This window comes from Burkholderia latens (genome assembly GCF_001718795.1).
Taxonomy (GTDB): domain Bacteria; phylum Pseudomonadota; class Gammaproteobacteria; order Burkholderiales; family Burkholderiaceae; genus Burkholderia; species Burkholderia latens_A.
This window is the reverse complement of sequence record NZ_CP013435.1, coordinates 721223-743092: the sequence shown is the minus strand read 5'-3', so window position 1 is coordinate 743092 and position 21870 is coordinate 721223. Positions and strand designations below refer to the sequence as shown.

Sequence of the window (21870 nt, the reverse complement as noted above, 5' to 3'; positions counted from 1 at the left end):
CGGGCCCCGAATGCACGATCACGCTTTCAGATACTGCTCGCGCGCGCCGAGCCAGCGCGCCAGATGCTGCGTGACCACGTCAGGATAAGCGGCGATCAGTCGCGCCGCCGCGTCGCGGGCCGGGTCGATCAGCCACCCGTCGGTCTCGAGGTTCGCGAAGCGCAGCATCGCCGCGCCCGACTGGCGCGCGCCCAGGAATTCGCCGGGGCCGCGGATCTCGAGGTCGCGCCGCGCGATCTCGAAGCCGTCGGTGGTTTCGCGCATCGTCTTCAGCCGCTCGCGGCCGGCAACGGACAGCGGCCCGCTGTACAGCAGCAAGCACACCGACGCCGCGGTGCCGCGCCCGACGCGCCCGCGCAGCTGGTGCAGCTGCGCGAGGCCGAAGCGTTCCGCATGCTCGATCACCATCAGCGACGCGTTCGGCACGTCGACACCGACCTCGATCACGGTCGTCGCGACGAGCAGCTGCACTTCGTTGCGCGTGAACGCGTCCATCACGGCCGCCTTGTCGGCCGGCGACAGCCGCCCGTGCACGAGCCCGACCTTCAGCTCGGGCAGCGCCGCGGCCAGCGTCTCGTAGGTTTCGACAGCCGTCTGCAGTTGCAGCGTCTCGCTCTCCTCGATCAGCGGACACACCCAGTACACCTGGCGGCCGGTCAGCGCGGCTTCGCGCACACGGGCGATCACCTCCTCGCGCCGCGCGTCGCCGACGACGCGCGTGAGCACCGGCGTGCGGCCCGGCGGCAGCTCGTCGATCGTCGACACCTCGAGATCCGCGTAATACGTCATCGCCAGCGTGCGCGGAATCGGCGTAGCCGACATCATCAGCTGGTGCGGCTGGAAGTCGCGCGCGCCATTGGCCGCGTTCGCGGCTTTCGCGCGCAGCGCGAGACGCTGCTCGACGCCGAAGCGGTGCTGCTCGTCGACGATCACGAGGCCGAGCCGCGCGAATTCGACCGTGTCCTGGATGATCGCATGCGTGCCGATCACGAGCTGCGCGGTGCCGAGCGCCGCCGCCTCGACCGCCGCGCGCTTCTCCTTCGCCTTCAGGCTGCCGGCGAGCCACGCGACCGACACGCCGAGCGGTTCGAGCCACGCGCGCAGCTTGCGTGCGTGTTGTTCCGCCAGGATTTCGGTCGGCGCCATCAGCGCGGCCTGATAGCCGGCGTCGATCGCCTGCGTCGCGGCCAGCGCCGCGACGACCGTTTTGCCGCTGCCGACGTCGCCCTGCAGCAGTCGCTGCATCGGGTGCGGGAGCGTGAGATCGTGCGCGATCTCGTCGACCACGCGCGCCTGCGCGCCCGTCAGCGTGAACGGCAGCGCCGCGTACAGGCGCGTGGTCAGCGCGTCGGCGTCGGCCGCGCTACGACGCGGCATCGCGGGGGCCGCGCGCGTGCGGCGCTCCTCATGCGCGCGCTTCAGCGACAGCTGCTGCGCGAGCAGTTCCTCGAACTTGATGCGCGTCCACGCGGGGTGCGAGCCGTCCATCAGCGCGGCTTCGTCGGAGTCGACGCCCGGATGGTGCAGGATCCGCACCGCCTGCGCGAGCGTCGGCACGCCGAGCGGCCTCAGGTAGTCGCGTTCGATTTCGGGCGGCAGCAGCTCGGGGAGCGGCGTGCGCTCGACCGCGTTCTCGATCGCCTTGCGCAGATACGCCTGCGACACGCCCGCCGTGCTCGGATAGACGGGCGTGAGCACCTGCGGCAGCGGCGCATCGGCTTCGACGACGCGCACGGCCGGATGCACCATCTCCATCCCGAAGAAGCCGCCGCGCACGTCGCCACGCACGCGCAGCCGCTGACCGACGGCCATCTGCTTGACCTGCGAGCCGTAGAAATTGAGAAAGCGCAGCACCAGCTGGTCGCCGTCGTCGTCGCGGATCTTCACGACGAGCTGGCGGCGCGGCCGGTAGGCCACCTCGTTGTCGAACACGACGCCTTCGGTCTGCGCGATGCCGCCCGGCAGCAGTTCGCCGATCGGCGTGAGCGTGGTTTCGTCCTCGTAGCGCATCGGCAGATGCAGCACGAGATCGATCGAGCGCGTGAGGCCGAGCTTCGCGAGCTTGTCGGCGGTTTTCACGGGCTTGTCCGCGGCCGGCTTCTTCTTGCCTTTCGTGCCCTTCGCGCCGGATGCCCCAGATTCCGCCGCTTCGTTGCCGTCCGTTGCGGGTTCGACGCCGGGCGCGGCCGCGGCCGGCTGCGCGAGCCGCCCGTCGGCGCCGCGTTTCGGCCCCGCGCGACGCGATGCCGTGCGGTGCGGCGCGGCGCCCTCGCCCGCGCTTTCGGCGGGCGGCGCAGCATCGTTCGCGTCGAACGGATCGGCGGAATCGGCAACGGCGGCGGCGGAACGGCGGGGCGACACGGGCATTGGATCGTCTGGGTGCTTCGCAAGGCAAGTACAATAGCGGCTTTCACGTCGTCCGAACGAACGGCGCCGGCCAGGCCGCGCATCCCGCCATCATAGCGGCTCGCGCGCGCCGATTACGCGTTTCCGCCTTGTCGGCGGCACCCGCCGGCCGTTTCGAACCAGCCCGCATGTTCACGCTTTCCGATTTCGATTTCAATCTGCCGCCCGAGCTGATCGCGCAAACCGCGCTGCCCGACCGCACCGCGAGCCGCCTGCTCGAGGTCGACGCCACCGTCGAGCCCGCCCGCCTCGTCGACCGCCGCTTCACCGAACTGCTGTCGTGCATCGCGCCGGGCGACCTGCTCGTGTTCAACGATACCAAGGTGCTGAAGGCGCGGTTCTTCGGCCAGAAGGCCAGCGGCGGCAAGATCGAGGTGCTGATCGAGCGCGTGACCGGCACGCAGACGGCGCTCGCGCAAATCCGTGCGAGCAAGTCGCCGGGCGCCGGCACGACGCTGCGCCTCGCCGACGCGTTCGACGTGACGGTCGGCGAGCGCGTGGAGCCGTTCTTCACGCTGCACTTTCCCGCGCCGTGCCTCGACCTGATCGAGCAGTACGGACGCCTGCCGTTGCCGCCGTATATCGAGCACGACGCCGACGCGAACGACGAGACGCGCTACCAGACCGTCTATGCGAGCAACCCGGGTGCGGTCGCGGCGCCAACCGCCGGCCTCCATTTCGACCAGCCGCTGCTCGACAAGCTCGACGCGATCGGCGTCGAGCGCGCGACGCTGACGCTGCACGTCGGCGCCGGCACGTTCCAGCCGGTGCGCGTCGAGAACATCGCCGAGCACAAGATGCACAGCGAGTGGTACGACCTGCCGCAGACGCTCGTCGACAAGATTGCCGCGACCCGCGCGCGCGGCGGCAGCGTAATCGCGGTCGGCACGACGTCGATGCGCGCGCTCGAAGCCGCGGCGCGCGACGCCGACGAAGCCGGCCGCCCGCTCGCGGCGACGCAGGCCGAAACCGACATCTTCATCACGCCAGGCTATCGTTTCCGCGTCGTCGACCGGCTCGTCACGAACTTCCATCTGCCGAAGTCGACGCTGCTGATGCTGGTGTCCGCGTTCGCGGGCGTCGAGACGATCCGCGCCGCGTACAGGCATGCGATCGAAGCACGCTACCGCTTCTTCAGCTATGGCGACGCGATGCTGCTCACGCGACGCGACACGCCGGAGGCGCCGGAAGCGCCGCGCGCGTAAGCGCGGCTCACGGCATCCGCCTGATTGCGCACGGCGGCCGGCACGTCGCACGGTCGCCGCGCTTTTTTGCGTTGCGCGCGCTACGCGCGCACACCCGCTTTCCCCCCGCCGCCGGTTGCCCGGCGGCGTTTCCAACATGCGCCGGACTGTTTTCCGGTGGCAAGGAGAATGACGCGATGACCGAAGGCTCATCCCACGATACGCACGCTGATACGCACGCCCCCGCGCAGGAACGCCCCGCGAACGGGCTCGAATTCGAACTGCTGACGACCGACGGCCATGCGCGCCGCGGCCGCGTGAAGCTCAACCACGGCGTGGTCGAAACACCGATCTTCATGCCGGTCGGCACGTACGGCACCGTGAAGGCGATCCAGCCGCGCGAGCTGCACGAGATCAAGGCCCAGATCATCCTCGGCAACACGTTCCACCTGTGGCTGCGCCCAGGCCTCGACACGATCGACGCGCACGGCGGCCTGCACGGCTTCATGGGCTGGAACAAGCCGATCCTGACCGACTCGGGCGGCTTCCAGGTGTTCTCGCTCGGCGACCTGCGCAAGATCACCGAGGACGGCGTCACGTTCGCGTCGCCGATCAACGGCGACAAGCTGTTCCTGTCGCCGGAAGTGTCGATGCAGATCCAGAAGGTGCTGAATTCGGACATCGTGATGCAGTTCGACGAATGCACGCCGTATGCGACCAACGGCGTACCGACGACGCACAAGGAAGCGGCCGACTCGATGCGCATGTCGCTGCGCTGGGCGAAGCGCTCGCTCGACGAGTTCGATCGGCTCGGCAACCCGAACGCGCTGTTCGGGATCGTGCAGGGCGGGATGTTCGAAGACTTGCGCGACGAGTCGCTCGCGGGCCTGTCCGAGCTCGGCTTCCATGGCCTCGCGATCGGCGGGCTGTCGGTCGGCGAGCCGAAGGAAGACATGATGCGCGTGCTGCGGCACGTCGGCCCGAAGCTGCCGGCCGACAAGCCGCACTACCTGATGGGTGTCGGCACGCCGGAGGATCTCGTCGAGGGCGTCGCGAACGGCGTCGACATGTTCGACTGCGTGATGCCGACCCGCAACGCGCGCAACGGCTGGCTGTTCACGCGCTTCGGCGACGTGAAGATCCGCAACGCGACGCACAAGAATTCGCTGAAGCCGCTCGACGCGAGCTGCACGTGCTACACGTGCCAGAACTTCTCGCGCGGCTATCTGCATCACCTGCACCGCGTCGGCGAGATCCTCGGCGCGCAGTTGAATACGATCCACAACCTGCATTACTACCTGCAGCTGATGAGCGAGATCCGGGAGGCCATCGAGACTCATACGTTCGACGCATTCCGTCAGCGCTTCGCGGAGGATCGGGCGAGAGGCGTCGACTGACGGGCAGCTGCCACGCCTCCGCCCGTCACATAAGACGAGTACTAAATTCGGCCGCCCCGATACCGGTCGGGACCGCCGAACATTACAATTGCCTTTCCAGATGCGTTGCGACCGTGCCGGTTCGCGCTTTAACAGCTTGATCCGAAAGCGCATTTGCTGCGCGGTTTGCGCATGGGGCCGGTGGTAGAATAACCGGCTTATTTTTCGATCTTCCCCTACGGAGAGACCAACGTGCCGTTCATTTCCAATGCCTTCGCGCAAGGTGCCGGTGGCGCCGAATCGAGCCTGATGAGCTTCCTGCCGCTCATCCTGATGTTCGCGGTGCTGTACTTCATCATGATCCGTCCGCAGATGAAGCGCCAGAAGGAACACCGCAACATGCTCGCGGCCATGGCGAAGGGCGACGAAGTCGTCACGAGCGGCGGCCTCGTCGGCAAGGTGACGAAGGTCAGCGAAGGCTACATCGGCGTCGAGATCGCCGAAGGCACCGAAATCACCGTGCAGAAGGCTGCCGTCACGACCATTCTGCCGAAGGGCACGATCAAGTCGCTGTAAGGCTTTCACCGAGCGTCCGGCTCCCCGCGCCGTGCCCGCCTGAGAGAGCGGGCCGTCGCGGCGCCGGACGCGACGCTTTCACGCCAACCACCCGTTCGGCCCCCTCATGAATCGTTATCCAATCTGGAAATATGTCGTGATGGTCGTGGCGCTCGCCATCGGCCTTCTGTACACATTGCCCAACTTCTTCGGCGAAGCGCCGGCGGTGCAGGTGTCGAGCGGCAAGGCCACGGTCAAGCTCGATTCGACCACGCTGACCCAGGTCGAATCCGCGCTCGCGTCCGCGCAGATCAAGCCGGACGACGTCACGTTCGAGAACACGGCGACCAACGCGAACATCCGCGTGCGCCTGAAGGACACCGATACGCAGCTGCGCGTCAAGGACCTGCTGCAGAAGTCGCTGAACACCGACCCGAACGATCCGCAGTATGTTGTCGCACTGAACCTGCAGAGCGCGTCGCCGCGCTGGCTGACCGCGCTGCACGCACTGCCGATGTATCTCGGCCTCGACCTGCGCGGCGGTGTGCACTTCCTGCTCCAGGTCGACATGACGGGCGCGCTCACGAAGAAGCTCGACTCCGACGCGTCCGACGCGCGCTCGCTGCTGCGCGACAAGAACATCCGCGACGGCGGCGTGAGCCGCGTCGACCAGTCCGTGGTCGTCAACTTCAGCGATGCGCAGACGGCCGAAGACGCCCGCAAGGTGCTCGCAGCGTCGATCACCGAACTGCAATGGGCGACCCAGCCCGGCGGCGGCGGCACGCAGGTCGTCGGCACGTTCACGCCGGCCGTGCAGAAGGCCGTCGAGGACGCAGCGCTCAAGCAGAACCTGACAACCCTGCACAACCGCGTAAACGAGCTCGGCGTGTCCGAGCCGATCCTGCAGCAGCAAGGCAGCGACCGCATCGTCGTCGAACTGCCGGGCGTGCAGGACACCGCGAAGGCGAAAGACATCATTGGCCGCACCGCGACGCTCGAGGCGCGCCTCGCCGATCCGATCAACACGCACCCGAACCCGAACGACCCCGTGCCGCCAGGCGAGGAACTGTTCACACAGGGCAACCAGGTCCCCGTGCTGCTGAAGAAGGACGTGATCTTCACCGGCGATCGCATCATCGATGCATCCGCCGGCTTCGACGAACACCAGCGTCCGTCGGTCAACATCCGGCTCGACTCGGCGGGCGGCCGCTCGGTCCGCACCGTGTCGCGCGACAACATCGGCAAGCCGATGGCGATGGTGCTGTTCGAGAAGGGCAAGGGCGAAGTGCTGACGGTCGCGACGATCCAGTCCGAACTCGGCGACCGCTTCCAGATCACGGGCCAGCCGACGCCGCAGGCCGCGGCCGATCTCGCACTGCTGCTGCGCGCCGGCTCGCTCGCGGCGCCGATGGACATCATCGAGGAGCGCACGATCGGCCCGAGCCTCGGCGCGGACAACATCAAGATGGGCGTGCATTCGGTGATCTGGGGTTTCTGCGCGATCGCCGTGTTCATGATCGCGTACTACATGCTGTTCGGCGTGATCTCGGTGATCGGGCTGTCGGTGAACCTGCTGCTGCTCGTCGCGGTGCTGTCGCTGATGCAGGCGACGCTGACGCTGCCCGGCATCGCAGCAATCGCGCTCGCACTCGGCATGGCGATCGACTCCAACGTGCTGATCAACGAGCGCGTGCGTGAAGAATTGCGCGCGGGCCAGCCGCCGCAGCTCGCGATCCAGGCCGGCTACGCGCACGCATGGGCGACGATTCTCGACTCGAACGTCACGACGCTGATCGCGGGTCTCGCCCTGCTCGCGTTCGGCTCGGGCCCGGTTCGCGCATTCGCGATCGTGCACTGCCTCGGCATCCTGACGTCGATGTTCTCCGCGGTGTTCTTCTCGCGCGGGATCGTCAACCTCTGGTACGGCGGCCGCAAGAAGCTGAAGTCGCTCGCGATCGGCCAGGTGTGGAAGCCGGAAGGCGCGACGGCCGGCGCCGCCGGTGCGGCGTTCGACGCGGCAGACGAATCGACCGACACCGCGCGCGCCGCGAAGCTCGCGGCCCCGGCGAAGAGCAACGCGCCGCGCGCGGGCAAGCCGCAACTGCGCAACCGCGCGCAGCAACGCGTGTCGCCGAAGAAACCGGGCTCGACCCAATAAGGCCCCGGAGACGAAGCCATGGAATTTTTCCGCATCCGTAAAGACATTCCGTTCATGCGGCACGCGCTGGTGTTCAACGTGATCTCGCTGGTCACGTTCCTCGCCGCCGTATTCTTTCTGTTCCACCGCGGGCTGCACCTGTCCGTCGAGTTCACCGGCGGCACGGTGATCGAGGTCCAGTATCAGCAGGCCGCGCAGCTCGAACCCGTGCGCGCGACGCTCGGCAAGCTCGGCTACGCCGACGCGCAGGTGCAGAACTTCGGCACGTCGCGCAACGTGCTGATCCGCCTGCAGTTGAAGCAGGGCCTCACGTCCGCGCAGCAAAGCGACCAGGTGATGAACGCGCTGAAGGCGCAAAGCCCGGACGTGACGCTGCAGCGCGTCGAGTTCGTCGGCCCGCAAGTCGGCCGCGAGCTCGCGACCGACGGCCTGCTCGCGCTGGCGTGCGTCGTGATCGGTATCGTGATCTATCTGTCGTTCCGCTTCGAATGGAAGTACGCGGTGGCCGGCATCATCGCCAACCTGCACGACGTCGTGATCATTCTCGGCTTCTTCGCGTTCTTCCAGTGGGAGTTCTCGCTGGCGGTGCTCGCGGCAATCCTCGCGGTGCTCGGCTACTCGGTCAACGAGTCGGTCGTCATCTTCGACCGGATCCGCGAAACGTTCCGCCGCGAACGGAAGATGAACGTGCAGGAAGTGATCAACCACGCGATCACGACCACGATGTCGCGCACGATCATCACGCACACGTCGACGGAAATGATGGTGCTGTCGATGTTCTTCTTCGGCGGCCCGACGTTGCACTACTTCGCGCTCGCGCTGACGGTCGGCATCATGTTCGGCATCTACTCGTCGGTGTTCGTCGCGGGTTCGCTCGCGATGTGGCTCGGCATCAAACGCGAAGACCTGATCAAGGAAAAGAAGACCGCGCACGATCCGGACGATCCGAACGCCGGCGCGCAGGTTTGAGCGGCGCGGCGTTTTGGCTGATTGACGAAGGCCGGTCCTGTTGGACCGGCCTTTTTCATGCGGGCGCGCCGCCCCCGTCTCGCGGCGCGCCGTCCGGGTGCTGGCTACGGTGTCGGGCCGGCCTCGCGCTTGGCGCCGCGTTGCGATGCGGATGTCGACGACATGCTGCCGTCGTACCGGGAAGTCGATCTCGCACGCGATTTGCGAACGGGCCGGTTTCGACTGCGACACCGTCGCGCAGTGGAGCGTAGCCGCGCTGCTTTTCACTGCGGTCGTCGTCGTGCTTGCAGCAACCGCTCGCTTGGAGCCTGCGGCACCGGCGGGCGTCCCGCGACGCCGGTTAACCGCGCTTCCTGCACCCCGTTACTCGATTACCGAAAACCGAACCGCCGCCGCAGCACAACCAGCGCCCCAAGGCTCAGCACCGCCGCGAACATCAGGTAGAAGCTCGGTGCCGTCTTCATCCCGGTCGCCTTGATCAGCCACGCGATGATGAACGGCCCGAAGCCGCCGAAGATCGTCACCGCGACGTTGTACGCGAGCGACATCCCCGTCGTGCGCGTCTGCACCGGAAATACCTCGGAAAGCAGGCCCGGCAGCGCCGCGAAGTAGCCCGTCATCAGGAATGCGAGCAGCACCTGCAGCGCGATCAGTGTGCCGAAGCCCGGATGCGCGACGAGGTACGCGAATGCCGGATAGATCAGCACGAGAATGCCCAGCGCCGGCGCGACCATCACGCGCACACGGCCGTAGCGATCGGACCAGTGGCCGACGAGCGGCGCGAACGCCATCTGAATCACGCCGACGACGAGGATCGCCGCGAACGCGGCCGAAGGCGCGAGGCCGAGTTGCTTCACGCCGTACGTCGGCATGAACAGCACGAGATACGTCGCGACCGTGCCAAGTACGACCACTCCCATCGCAGCAACGAGTCGCGCCTTGTGCGACGCGAACGTATCGCGCAGCGGGCTCGCGGTGCTTTCGGCAGCGAGGAATTCGGGCGTCTCGTCGACCTTCGCCCGGATGTAGTACGCGACCGGCCCGAGCAGCAGCCCGAAGAAGAACGGCACACGCCAGCCCCATGCGGCCATCTGGTCGGCCGTGAGCTGCGCGTTCAGCACGGTGCCGAAACCGGCCGCGAGCAGCGTCGTGAGACCCTGGCTCGCGACCTGCCAGCTCGCGAAGAAACCGCGCCGGCCGGGTACGTGCTCGGCCAGGAACGCGGTCGCGCTACCGAATTCGCCGCCGGCCGAGAAGCCCTGCATCAGCCGTGCGGCGACGAGAATCAGCGGCGCCGCAACGCCGATCGTCTGGTAGGTCGGCAGCACCGCGATCACCAGCGTGCCGGCCATCATCAGCAGGATCGATAGCGTGAGCGCGGCCTTGCGGCCCGCGCGGTCCGCGTACGCGCCGAGCACGATCGCGCCGAGCGGGCGCATGAAGAACGACACGCCGAAGGTGCCGAGCGTGAGCAGAAGCGACACGGTGTCGTCGCCGGCGGGGAAGAACAGCTTCGAGATCGTCACCGCGAAGAAGCCGTAGGCGACGAGGTCGAACCACTCGAGCGCGTTGCCGATCGACGCGGCGACCACCGCGCGCCATACGCGCGGCGACGATGCTACGGAGCTGGACTGCGTGACGGCATGCATCGGCGATCTCCTTGTCGTTGTACGTTCTGTCAGACGCGTCCGTTGTCGCGCCGCGAGCTGTGCCGACGATTATAGGCGCGCAAAAAAAAGCCGCCGCGCCCCCCCCGGAAAGGGAGCGCGGCGGTGCGTATGCGACGGCCAGGCCGCGCGCGTTACTGCTGCTTGACGGCTTCGGCCGTGATCAGCAGCTTCGTCTTCATCTTGAAGCCGTACTGCTTGCCGTAGTCGAGGCCGAAATCGTCACGGCTGAATTCGCCGACCGCGTCGACGCCGCACACTTCACGCTTGAGCATCGGATGCGGCATGCACTTGAGCGAATCGATCTTCAGCGTCAGCGGCTTCGTGACGCCATGCAGCGTCAGGTTGCCGACGACCGCCACCGGCTTGTCGCCTTCGAACTTGATCGTGCCCTTGTAGTTCGCCTGCGGGAACTTCGCCGCATCGAAGAAATCCGGCGTCTGCAGATGCTCGTCGAGCTTCGCGCTGCCCGTGTGGATCGACGCGATGTCGGTCGTCACGTCGACCGTACCCGTCTTCGCCGCGCGGTCGAGCGTCACGGTGCCGCTCGACTTGTCGAACTTGCCGCGCCAGACCGACAGGCCGCCGAAGTGATCGGCCTCGAAGCTCGGGTACGTGTGGCTCGGATCGAACTGGTACGTCGCGCTGTCGGCGAAAGCCGAGAACGACAGCGAAGCGGCCAGCGCGCCCGCGGCGATGATCAGATGCTTTTTCAACTCTTTCTCCTTGGAACAGCGCCGCGCCCTCGCGCGGCATTCGGGTGATGCGACACCCCGCCGCTTACTTCGTCGCGACGAGATGGAACTTGATCTGCACTTCGTCGGCGACGATCGACGTGTCCTTCCATTCGCCGGTGCCGACGTTGAACGCCGAACGCTTGATCGGCAGCACGCCGTCGAAGGTCTGCGTCGCGCCGCTTTGCGTGACGGTGACGGGCACCGTGACGGTCTCGGACTTGCCCTTGATCGTCAGCTTGCCGGTCACGTTGTACTTGTTGCCGCCGGCCGGCGCGATCGCCGACGACGTGAAGGTTGCCTGCGGGTACGCCTTCGCGTCGAACCAGTCCTTGCCCGCGACCTGGTCGTTGTACATCTTGTCGCCGAGGTCGAAGCTCGCGACGTCGATCGTCATTTGCGCGCTGCCTTGCGCGGCCTTCGCCGGATCGAACTTCACCTGCGCGGAGAACTTCTTGAATGCGCCTTCGGTCGGCACGTTCATCTGCTTCGACACGGCGGACACCTTGCTCTTCGAGAGATCGACGTCGGCGTGCGCCGCGGCCGATGCGGCGAGTGACACCGCGGCGAACGCGGTCAGCATGGAGCGGGAGAAAGACACTTTCATGGGATCCTTCATTTGGCAAAGGGAAGCATGCGCGACAGCAGCCCGTCGCGGTCCAGCACCTGGTGCTTGAGCGCAGCGAGCACGTGCAGTGAAACGAGCGCAAGCAGAATGTAATTCAAAGTCACGTGCAGCGTCTTGAACGTTTCCTTCAGCGCCGGATCCGGGTCGATCAGGCGCGGCAGCGGCACGATGCCGAGGTAGACGACCGGGATGTTCGACGCCGAGCTGTACAGATAGCCGGTCAGCGGAATCGCGAGCATCAACGCGTAGAGCAGGATGTGCACGCCGTGCGATGCCGCGCGCTGCCATGCCGGGGTACTGCCGGGCAGCGCGGGCGCGGCATGGGTTGCGCGCCACAGCACGCGCACGACCGCCAGCGCGAACGCAGTCACGCCGATCCACTTGTGCCACGAAAAGTACTTCAGCTTGGTCGGCGTGAAACCGGGGATGTCGGTCATCACCCAGCCGAGCGCGAAGCCGCAGACGATCAGCAGCGCGATCAGCCAGTGCAATGCGATCGCCGTCTGCGAGTAACGTACCGGGCTGGCCGGCAGCGAATTCGATGCCATCGTGGATCCTCAGTTGAGCGAACGGCTGCGCCGGCAACTTCGACCGACGCATGTCAAGGGCGCCATGCTACCGCAACCTTTTGACGGCCGCCGACTCTGAGAACTGACGCGTCAGCGGGCTGCCATGTCGACGCCATGTTACCGACCGGTCACCGGTCATTTGGACGTTGACACCGCCAAAAGGCCGTTTTGGTAAGATTGGCGCGGGTTCCGGCCCCGTCGACGCGTGCTCCCTGCCGTCGCAACACCGCCTTTTCCATGCAACGATACGATCTGATTGCCTGCCACGAATGCGACGCACTGTTGCATAAACCGCGTCTGAGCGGCCGCGAAATCGCGCGCTGCCCGCGCTGCGACGCGCTGCTCTATCGCAACAGCACCACGCAGATCGAGCGCATCAGCGCGCTCGCGGTCGCCGCGCTCGTCACGTTCATCATCGCGCAGACGTTCCCGATCCTCGAAATGGACCTGAACGGCACGCGCGTGCAGACGACGCTGATCGGCGCGATCGATGCGCTTTGGCATCAGGACATGGCGATCGTCGGCGTGATGGTGTTCTGCTCGACGGTGCTGTTCCCGCTCGTCGAGATGGCCGCGCTGCTGTACGTGCTGCTGCCGATCCGGCGCGGCGTCGTGCCGCCGGGCCTGAACCTGGTGCTGCGCACGATCCAGTTCGTGCGCCCGTGGGGGATGATCGAGGTGTTCATGCTCGGCATCGTCGTCACGATCGTGAAGATGGTGAGCCTCGCGCGCGTCGTGCCCGACGCCGCGCTGTTCGCATTCGGCGCGCTCACGCTGATGACCGCCGTCGTGCTGATGTTCGACCCGCGCACGTTGTGGGACATCGCCGACGACCTGCGCGCCGGCCGCACGCCCGGACGGCCCGAACCCGCTCCCGCCATCCCAGCCACCCCCGCCGCCGCGCCGCGGCCGGACGCGCCGCGCCAATGACGACGCCCATCGCTGCCCGCGAGGGCTATGCCAGCTGCCACGCATGCGGGCTCGTGCAGACGATCGACCATCCGCACGCGCACTGCGCTCGCTGCGGCAGCGCGCTGCACTTCCGCACGCCGAACAGCATCATGCGCACGTGGGCGCTGCTGATCGCCGCGGCGATCCTGTACATTCCGGCGAACCTGCTGCCGATCCTGCACACGTCGTCGATCGTCGGCTCGCAGGATGACACGATCATGAGCGGCGTCATCTATTTCTGGACGTCGGGCGACTGGCCGCTCGCGGTCGTCGTGTTCGTCGCGAGCATTCTCGTGCCGATGCTCAAGCTGGGCGTGCTGACGATCCTCGCGACCAGCGCGCAGCGCCGCGTCGCATGGCGGCCGCTGCAGCGTACGCGGCTGTACCGGATCGTCGAGCGGATCGGCCGCTGGTCGATGCTTGACGTCTTCGTCGTGACGCTGACCGTCGCGCTCGTCCATTTCCGTTCGCTCGCCGTCATCACGGCCGGCCCCGGCGCGCTCGCGTTCGGCTCGGTCGTGATCCTGACGATGCTCGCGTCGATGCAGTTCGATCCCCGCCTGATCTGGGATCCAGTCGAAACCTCAGGGAAACACCATGAATAGTCCGCAAGGCCCGCAGCACGACGCGCCCCGGCCGCCCGATCCGGCCATCTCGACGAAGAGCGGCTGGCTGCCGTCGCTCGTCTGGCTCGTGCCGCTGATCGCCGCGCTGATCGGCATCGGCCTCGTGATCAAGTCCGTGCGCGAGCGCGGCCCGGAAATCTCGATCAGCTTCCACAGCGCGGAAGGGCTCGAGCCGGGCAAAACGCAGGTCAAGTACAAGGACGTCGAGATCGGCATGGTCAAGACGATCAAGCTGTCGAAAGACCTGTCGCGCGTGCTCGTCCAGGTGCAACTGAAGAAGGAGGCCGAGGACTTCGCGGTCAAGGGCTCGCGCTTCTGGATCGTGCGGCCGCGCGTCGGCGCGACCGGCGTGTCGGGGCTGGGCACGCTGCTGTCGGGCGCGTACATCGGCGTCGACGCCGGCCACGGGCAGGACACGCAGACCGACTTCACCGGCCTCGAGACGCCGCCCGCCGTGACCGGCGACCAGAAAGGCACGCAGTACGTGCTGCGCGGCGATTCGCTCGGCTCGGTCGACATCGGCTCGCCGGTCTACTACCGCCGCGTGCAGGTGGGCCAGGTGGTCGGCTTCTCGCTCGACAAGGACGGCACCGGCGTCACGTTCAACGTGTTCGTCAATGCGCCGTACGACCAGTACGTCGGCCTGAATTCGCGCTGGTGGCAGGCGAGCGGCGTCGACCTGCGGCTCGATTCGAGCGGCCTGAAGCTGAACACGCAGTCGCTCGCCACGGTGATCCTCGGCGGCATCGCGTTCCAGACGCCCCCGAACCAGGACACCGGCGCGATCGCGCCGAACAACACGACCTTCCGTCTCGGCTCCGACGAGGGCGATGCAATGCGCGACCCGGACGGCCAGCCGCTGCAGGTCGTGATGAACTTCAACCAGTCGCTGCGCGGGCTCGCCGTCGGCGCGCCGGTCGACTTCCGCGGCATCGTGCTCGGCGAAGTGACGAACATCGGCATCGACTACGACCCGAAGACCAAGAACTTCCTGATGCCGGTCACGATGAACGTGTATCCGGAGCGGCTCGGCCGACGCTTCCGCGAAACGATCGAAAGCAAGGGCGAACCGGCGCGCCGCGAAATCGTCGAGCGCCTCGTCCAGCACGGGCTGCGCGGCCAGCTGCGCACCGGCAACCTGCTGACGAGCCAGCTGTACGTCGCGCTCGACTTCTTCCCGAAGGCGCCGCCGGTGAAGATCGACGCGGCGCGCCAGCCGCTCGAGCTGCCGACCGTACCGAACACGCTCGACGAGCTGCAGCTGCAGGTCGCCGACATCGCGAAGAAGCTCGACAAGGTGCCGTTCGACCAGATCGGCGCGAACCTGAACAGCGCGCTGTCGAACGCCGACAAACTGTTCAAGCAGCTCGACACGCAGATCGCGCCGCAAGCGCGCGACACGCTGGCGGCTGCGAAGCAGACCTTCTCGACCGCCGAAGCGACGCTGCAGCAGGATTCGCCGCTGCAGTCCGACGTGCGCGGCGCGCTGAAGGAGCTCACGCGCACGCTGCAATCGCTGAACGCGCTCGCCGATTATCTCGAGCGCCACCCCGAATCGCTGCTCAAGGGCAAGCCAGGAGATCAACAATGACGACGACACGCGTGAACGGCCTCGCGAGCGGCGCGGCGGCAGTCTTCGCCGCGCTCGCGCTGGCCGCGTGCAGTTCGCCGCCCGCGCGGTTCTATACGCTGAGCCCCGCAGATGCCGCGGCGCCCGTGCGCACCGCACCCGCCAACCCCGCGTTCCTGATCGAGGTGCCGGCCGTCGGCGTGCCCGAGCAGGTCGCGAAGAACCAGCTCGTCGTGCAGAAGAACGCCGCGCAGGTCGACGTGCTCGAGCAGGAGCGGTGGGCCGCGGCGCCCGCCGACGAGATCCGCCGCGCGCTGTCGGACGATCTCGCCGCGCGGCTCGGCACGATCGACGTCGCGAATTCTGCGTATCCGGCCGGCGTGCCCGTCTATCGAATCAGTGTGAACGTGCAGCGCTTCGAGTCGTGGCCGGGCAAACGCGCGGCGATCGACGCGGTGTGGAGCGTGCGTGCGCTCGACACGCAAGCGGTGATGACGTGCCGCACGAGCGTCGCGGAGCCGGTTGGTGACAGTTACGACGCGCTCGTCGCCGGCCACCGGCGTGCGCTCGACGTGATCGCATCGCAAGCCGCAGCCGGCGTGCGCACGATGGCCGCGCGGCGCGCGGCGGCGCCGTCATCGGCTGCGTCCGGCAAGGCGGCCGCCGCCGCGCCCGTCCTGGCCTGCCCGGCCAATCCGGCGGCGCACGATGACGCGGGCGCGACGGGCAAGTCCGGCGTGTAAGCGTCCGGTGCGCGGGCGTACGCCCGTGCAGCCGTGCAGCCGTGCATCCGCGCAGCCGGCAGCCGGCCCGTCTCGCCGATGACGATCACGATCATCTGCGCGAACCGCACGCGCACCCGGCCGCATATGCGACGGCGCCGCCATCGCCGCTGCCGCAGCGGCTGCGCACACTACGCGGCATCCATTGGCCGGACGGCCGCTTTGCATTGTTTGTCAAAATCCTCCGGAACCCGCGCCCGGCAATGCGGTCGGCTTGCGTTTTCGCGTCCGATTGACGATCCTACGCACGTTCCGGCTCGCGCCGCCGTCGTGCGCGCCCGCCGGCGGCGATCCACCCGTCGTCTCGGGGGCGGCCGCCGCGTCTGCCGGGGTGCGCATGCGTGTCCGCATGCTCCGCGTCGGGGCAGCCGCATCGCGAGTCGCCGCGCATCGTCCGGCCACCCGGCCAGCGTCACCGTTCTCTCCGGCGCCGCGCCGCAATCCCGGCCGGCATCCCGTACCCGCCCGTCTCGGGCTTTCGCTATTCCGTTTATGTTTCGTTCCCTGACGACCCTGATCAAGAAGTGGCGCGCGTCGCGCAATGCCGGTCACCAGCTCGATGCGCTGCTCGCGCATGCCGACGCGGACGCGTCGTACGCCGAGCGCAGCGAATGGCTGATCGAACTCGCGCACTGGCTGCGCCGCAACGGCGCGATGCAGGCCGCGCAGGAGGTGCCGGCCGACCGCGACGCCGACGCACGCACGTACCCGGCGCATGCACGCTTGCGCTACCTGTTCCACGTGCTGGACCGCAATCCCGAATGGAAGTCCCACGCGGCGCGCATCCTGCGCGGGATTCTGCGCGAATGCGACGGCATCTCGCTGCTGTGCGATGCGGGGATGCCCGTGCATTCGGGCTTTTTCGGCGCGCTGTTCGAGCGGATCGACTCGTCGCTGATCCCGCCGGCGCCGAACCGCCGCGAGCTGACGGCGCTGTTCACGCTGATGTTCCCCGCGCCGGAAGACGCGCAATGGATCGACGCGCTGCCCGACGACCTGCTCGCACGCATCGCCGAGCTCCTCGCGTTCGACGTTACCGACGAGGAACGCCACGAGCCGGGCTCGTTCTCGCGCGACTTGCTGGCCGCGCTGCACAACCTGACGTGCCAGATCAGCTCGACGGGATTGTCGCAAACGGTGCGCAGCCGCCTGTCCGACGACGACGCGCGCAAGCCGCTCGAAACGCAGCCGTTCTACCGTCTCACGCGCGCGATGCTCGCGGTCGAGACCGCGCACGCGGCCGTCGAGGACGGCGGCGACCCGAGCAAGCTGCTGCACGAGGTGAATTACCTGCGCGTGCTCCTCGACCAATGCCGGATCGCGGTCGACGACGTGTTCGCGCACCTGTACCGCAACGGCGTGTCGGTCGACATCGTGTTCCAGGTCGAGCGGATGCGCATGCGCATCCTGCGCGCGGAAATGCTGCTGAACGCGTGGATGGCGCGCGACGACCTGCACGGGATGGCGCGCCTCACGGCCGAGCTTGTCGACGCGAACCAGAACAGCCAGAGCGTGTCGCACCTCGTGCGCAGCAATTTCTCGCTGTTCGCGCGCAAGCTCGTCGAGACCAACGCGGATACCGGCGAGCACTACATCTCGCGCGGCCGCGCCGAATACCTGAAGATGCTGCGGATGGCGGCGGGCGGCGGCCTCGTCACCGTCGCGACCGTGTGCGTGAAGTTCGCGATCACGGGCGCCCATCTGCAATCGATCCTCGAAGGGCTGCTGGCGGGCATCAACTACGCGGCGAGTTTCATGCTGATGCACTTCCTGCACTTCACGCTCGCAACCAAGCAGCCGGCAATGACCGCGCCGACGCTCGCGCGCGAGCTCGACGACACGAACCACGACGAAGGGGTGAAGGCGTTCGTCGCGTCGGTGATCGCGCTGATCCGCACGCAGGCCGCGGCGATTTCCGGCAACGTGCTCGTCGTGCTGCCCGTGTGCCTGCTCGTGCAGTTGTTCGCGGGCAACCTGCTGCACGCGAACCTGATCTCGCCGCAGAAGGCGCACGCGACGCTGCACTCATTCTCGCTGCTGGGCCCAACGCCGTTCTACGCGGCGCTCACGGGCGTGCTGCTGTGGGCGTCGAGCCTGCTCGCGGGCTGGGCCGACAACTGGTTCGTGCTGCACCGGGTCGGCGACGCGCTCGCGTACAACCGCCGCCTGCGCCTCACGCTCGGCGCGGCCGGGGCCGCGAAGTTCGCACACTTCTGCCGGTCGAACGTCGCGGGCGTCGTCGCCAACGTCGGCCTCGGCCTGATGCTCGGCCTGATCCCCGCGATCGTCACCGTGTTTCTGTTCCCGTTCGAAGTGCGGCACGTAACGCTGTCGGCCGGTTCGATCGGCGTCGCGCTCGGCGTGCTCGGCAAGGACGCGTTGAGTACGCCCGAGCTCTGGTGGGCCTGCGCGGGCGTGCTCAGCATGGCGATCCTCAACGTGCTCGTGAGCTTCGCGCTCGCGTTCACGATGGCCGTGCGCTCGCGCAGCCTGCGCCGCGCCAAGGTACGCTCGCTGGTCGGCGCGATCGTGCGCACGGTGCTGTCGAAGCCGTCCGCGCTGTTCTGGCCGGCCGGCGCCCCGGCAGTGCGGACCGGCCAGACGGGCTCGCACTGAACCTGTCGCAGCCGCGGAGGCACCTCGCCATGCGCGCGGCGGCGGGCGCCGCGCGCCCGGCGAGCACGAGTGCGGACGCATGCGTGGGGTCATGAAACGGACGCAACGCCGGCTCCGGCCGTCCGCGCCGCGTACAATAGTGGACTTTTGCACGCCTTCACCCGCCTTATGTCCTCGCCCACCCTGTACGAATTCTTCGCTCCCTGCCCGCGCGGCCTCGAAGCGGCGCTTGCCGCCGAGCTGGCCGAGATCGCCGGCCGTCATCTGGACGGTGCGCCGTTCACCGCGGGCGCGCAGGTGCCGGGCGGCGTGCATTTCCGCGGCGGCTGGGCCGCCGGCATGGCCGCGAACCTCCATTCGCGCATTGCGAGCCGGATCCTGCTGAAGATCGCGCACCGCCCGTACCGCAACGAACAGGACGTCTACGCGCTCGCGCTCGAGCAGCCGTGGGAACGCTGGTTTGCGTCGACGCAGACGCTGCGTGTCGACATCACCGCGATCAAGTCGCCGCTGAAGAGCCTCGAATTCGCGACGCTGCGCGTGAAGGATGCGATCTGCGACCGGATGCGCGACAAGACCGGCGCGCGGCCGAGCATCGACACCGGCGCGCCGGACGTGCGCGTGTTCGCGTTTCTGACGGCCACCGAATGCACGCTGTACCTCGATACGTCGGGCGAGCCGCTGTTCAAGCGCGGCTGGCGCCTCGACAAGGGTGCGGCGCCGCTGCGCGAGAACCTCGCGGCCGGCATCCTGCGGCTCACCGGCTGGACACCCGGCACGCCGCTGTACGACCCGATGTGCGGCAGCGGCACGTTCCTCGCGGAAGCCGCGCAGATCGCACTCGGCGTCGCGCCGGGCGTCGAGCGTCGTTTCGGCTTCGAAAAGCTCAAGCAATACGACATCACCGCGTGGCAAGGCCTGAAGGTCGCGGCGCTCGACGCGAAGCGCGCGGCACGCGGCAAGCGCGATTCGCTCGGCGTGTACGGCAGCGACATCTCCGGTGACATGCTCGAGAAGGCGCGCGCCAACCTGGAGCGCGCGGGTGTGCCGTCGGTATGGCTCAAGCAGGTCGATGCGCGCGGGATGACGCCGCCTTGCGACGGCCCCGGCATCATCCTCGCGAACCCGCCGTACGGCGAGCGGATCGAAGTGCGCGGCCGCAGCGCGCGGGGCGAGGTGCGGGAGACGGGCCGCAACCGCGGCAACGACGACGCATTCCGCCGCACGCACACCGATGCGCCGGACAGCGAGTTCTTCAACGCGCTCGGCGACGCGCTCAAGCAGCGCTTCACGGGCTGGCAGGCGTTCCTGCTGACGTCCGACCGCTCGCTGCCGGGCCAGCTGCGCCTGCGTGAATCGGCGAAGACGCCGCTGTTCAACGGCGCGCTCGAATGCCGGCTGTTCCGTTTCGACCTGATCGCCGGCAGCGTGAAGGCACGCCCGGCCGCGCACGAAGGCGACGCCGAATCCTGACGCGCGACACCCGCACACACGTCGCTGCGGCCGCCACGGCCGCCTGCTGACACCTCGACGACGCCCGGCATCCGCCGGGCGTCTTGCTTTGCGCGGCCGCGATGCGCGGGCGGCAGTGCCCGCTCTCGCGCCGCGCCGCGTGTGCACGCCGCCCCGCGGGCGACCTCCGCCGTTCCCGGGGCCGCCGCCCTCGCCGCACTCGCCGCCCTCGCCGCGACTGCCCGGCGCCCGCAGACACCGCGACGCGCGCTTTGTCAGCACCGCCATCACTACTGACAGCACGCTGTCAGCAGCCCCCGCTCACACTGCAATCCCGGCGCAATGCAAGGCTGGTTTCCGTGAAGAACAACCCGAACAACAAGGAGCTCGTCATGACGTCCGCAACTGCAACCGCAACACTCGAGCGTGCGATCGCGTGGTTCGACATCCCGTCCCTCGATTTCGACCGCGCGATCCGTTTCTACGAGACCGTGCTGCAAACCACCCTTCAGCGCGAAGTCATCGGCGGCGTGCCGATGGCGATGTTCGATCACGAAGCGTCGAGCACGGGCGGCAGCATCGTGTTCGATCCTCAACAGATGAAGCCGAGCGCGAACGGCGTGCTCGTGTACCTGAACGCCGGCGAATCGGTCGTCGCGGCGCTCGAGCGCGCGAAGCGCGCGGGCGGCGTCGTGCAGGGCTCGGTCGTCGAGTTGCCGAACAACTACGGCTATATCGGCTATCTGATCGACACCGAAGGCAACCGCGTCGGTCTGCACGCGCCGAAATGCCACTGAACGCGTCCACGATCGGGCCGGCACGGCGCTATCATCGCGAAGTCCCCATAGCCGTTGGAGCCGAGGTGCAGCCATGACGCGCCGTGCCGACCGCCTGTTCCAGATCGCCGAGCTGCTGCGCGGGCGCCGCCTCACGACCGCGCAGCAGCTGGCCGACTGGCTGTCGGTGTCGCCGCGCACCGTCTATCGCGACGTGCGCGACCTGCAACTGTCAGGGGTGCCGATCGAAGGCGAAGCCGGCATCGGCTATCGGCTGAACCGCAATGCGAGCCTGCCGCCGCTCACGTTCACGGCCGAGGAACTCGCGGCGCTCGCGGTCGGCGCGCGGATGCTCGAAACCTGGGGCGGCGCGCGCTTCGCAGGCGGTGCGCGTTCGGCGCTCGCGAAGATCGCGTCGGCGATGCCGGCCGACAAGCGCACGGCGCTCGACCGGCTGCCGGTGTTCGCGCCGTCGTTTCATATCGACGAGACGTTCTGCGCGAAGGTCGACGCGATCCACCAGGCGGTCGACACGCGCCACATCGTCAGCTTCGATTACCGCGACCGGCTCGGCGCGCACACGAAGCGCCGCGTGTGGCCGCTCGGGCTCGTCTACTGGGGCGGCCGCTGGACGATCGGTGCGTGGTGCGAGTTGCGCGGCGACTTCCGTACGTTCGACATCGCACGGATGGGCGACATCACCGTGCACGAGCAATTTCCGGACATGGAAGGCCGCCGGATCGCCGACTACATGAGAATCGCCGAAGCGCCGATGCGCTGACGCACGCGGCGGCCCGCCGCACGCCACACGGCGGCCATGCCGCCGTGGCGCAGCGTCGCCCCGCCAACGG

18 protein-coding genes are annotated in these 21870 nt (G+C 67.9%); 13 read left to right on the top strand and 5 right to left on the bottom strand.

What is annotated here, in order from left to right:
* Positions 1-18: 18 nt before the first annotated feature.
* Positions 19-2367 carry an ATP-dependent DNA helicase RecG gene (gene recG, locus WK25_RS03465; RefSeq protein WP_069240983.1) on the bottom strand — a complete coding sequence of 783 codons (2349 nt, stop codon included), beginning with the start codon at positions 2365-2367 and terminating at the stop codon, positions 19-21.
* Positions 2368-2534: 167 nt separating this feature from the next.
* On the opposite strand from recG, the gene queA reads away from it, so the two are divergent.
* The 5 genes from queA (at position 2535) to secF (ending at position 8648) form a co-directional block, all read left to right on the top strand.
* Positions 2535-3611 (top strand): tRNA preQ1(34) S-adenosylmethionine ribosyltransferase-isomerase QueA, encoded by a 1077-nt coding sequence (queA, locus tag WK25_RS03460; protein ID WP_069240982.1) that lies wholly within the window; start codon positions 2535-2537, stop codon positions 3609-3611.
* A 176-nt stretch (positions 3612-3787) separates the two neighbouring features.
* Complete coding sequence (gene tgt / locus WK25_RS03455; RefSeq protein WP_059547814.1) at positions 3788-4987, top strand: tRNA guanosine(34) transglycosylase Tgt; 1200 nt, start codon at positions 3788-3790, stop codon at positions 4985-4987.
* A gap of 231 nt (positions 4988-5218) precedes the next feature.
* Positions 5219-5542, top strand: coding sequence for a preprotein translocase subunit YajC (gene yajC, locus WK25_RS03450; RefSeq protein WP_006401647.1), 324 nt, complete (start codon positions 5219-5221; stop codon positions 5540-5542).
* Positions 5543-5648: 106 nt separating this feature from the next.
* On the top strand, positions 5649-7679 hold the full coding sequence (secD, locus tag WK25_RS03445) for a protein translocase subunit SecD (RefSeq protein ID WP_059547816.1): 2031 nt from the start codon (positions 5649-5651) through the stop codon (positions 7677-7679).
* 18 nt (positions 7680-7697) lie between these two features.
* A complete protein-coding gene (secF, locus tag WK25_RS03440; protein WP_040143447.1) occupies positions 7698-8648 on the top strand; it encodes a protein translocase subunit SecF in 951 nt (316 codons plus the stop codon).
* Positions 8649-9019: 371 nt separating this feature from the next.
* Here secF and WK25_RS03435 read toward each other — a convergent pair whose 3' ends face one another.
* From WK25_RS03435 to WK25_RS03420, 4 genes are all read right to left on the bottom strand, one after another.
* A complete protein-coding gene (locus WK25_RS03435) occupies positions 9020-10297 on the bottom strand; it encodes an MFS transporter (protein WP_069240981.1) in 1278 nt (425 codons plus the stop codon).
* Between the two features lie 152 nt (positions 10298-10449).
* Positions 10450-11031 carry a YceI family protein gene (locus WK25_RS03430; RefSeq protein WP_040143444.1) on the bottom strand — a complete coding sequence of 194 codons (582 nt, stop codon included), beginning with the start codon at positions 11029-11031 and terminating at the stop codon, positions 10450-10452.
* 64 nt (positions 11032-11095) lie between these two features.
* Positions 11096-11656, bottom strand: a complete 561-nt coding sequence (locus WK25_RS03425; RefSeq protein WP_040144880.1) for a YceI family protein — start codon at positions 11654-11656, stop codon at positions 11096-11098.
* An 8-nt stretch (positions 11657-11664) separates the two neighbouring features.
* Positions 11665-12225, bottom strand: coding sequence for a cytochrome b (locus WK25_RS03420; protein ID WP_040143443.1), 561 nt, complete (start codon positions 12223-12225; stop codon positions 11665-11667).
* 258 nt (positions 12226-12483) lie between these two features.
* Here WK25_RS03420 and WK25_RS03415 point away from each other — a divergent pair, with 258 nt between their 5' ends.
* The 8 genes from WK25_RS03415 (at position 12484) to WK25_RS03375 (ending at position 21800) form a co-directional block, all read left to right on the top strand.
* Positions 12484-13176, top strand: coding sequence for a paraquat-inducible protein A (locus tag WK25_RS03415; RefSeq protein ID WP_040143442.1), 693 nt, complete (start codon positions 12484-12486; stop codon positions 13174-13176).
* Positions 13173-13802, top strand: coding sequence for a paraquat-inducible protein A (locus WK25_RS03410; RefSeq protein WP_040143441.1), 630 nt, complete (start codon positions 13173-13175; stop codon positions 13800-13802). The genes WK25_RS03415 and WK25_RS03410 overlap by 4 nt, the downstream gene beginning before the upstream one ends.
* Positions 13795-15414, top strand: a complete 1620-nt coding sequence (locus WK25_RS03405) for an intermembrane transport protein PqiB (RefSeq protein WP_040143440.1) — start codon at positions 13795-13797, stop codon at positions 15412-15414. Before WK25_RS03410 ends, WK25_RS03405 begins: the two co-directional genes overlap by 8 nt.
* A complete protein-coding gene (locus WK25_RS03400) occupies positions 15411-16136 on the top strand; it encodes a PqiC family protein (RefSeq protein WP_069240980.1) in 726 nt (241 codons plus the stop codon). Before WK25_RS03405 ends, WK25_RS03400 begins: the two co-directional genes overlap by 4 nt.
* Before the next feature lie 531 nt (positions 16137-16667).
* A complete protein-coding gene (locus tag WK25_RS03390) occupies positions 16668-18791 on the top strand; it encodes a site-specific recombinase (protein ID WP_069240978.1) in 2124 nt (707 codons plus the stop codon).
* 168 nt (positions 18792-18959) lie between these two features.
* Positions 18960-20264: a THUMP domain-containing class I SAM-dependent RNA methyltransferase gene (locus WK25_RS03385; protein ID WP_040143436.1), complete on the top strand. Its 1305-nt coding sequence runs from the start codon at positions 18960-18962 to the stop codon at positions 20262-20264.
* 371 nt (positions 20265-20635) lie between these two features.
* A complete protein-coding gene (locus WK25_RS03380) occupies positions 20636-21040 on the top strand; it encodes a VOC family protein (RefSeq protein WP_006751908.1) in 405 nt (134 codons plus the stop codon).
* Positions 21041-21113: 73 nt separating this feature from the next.
* Entirely contained in the window at positions 21114-21800 is a 687-nt protein-coding gene (locus tag WK25_RS03375; RefSeq protein WP_040143435.1) for a helix-turn-helix transcriptional regulator, read from the top strand.
* Positions 21801-21870: the final 70 nt, after the last annotated feature.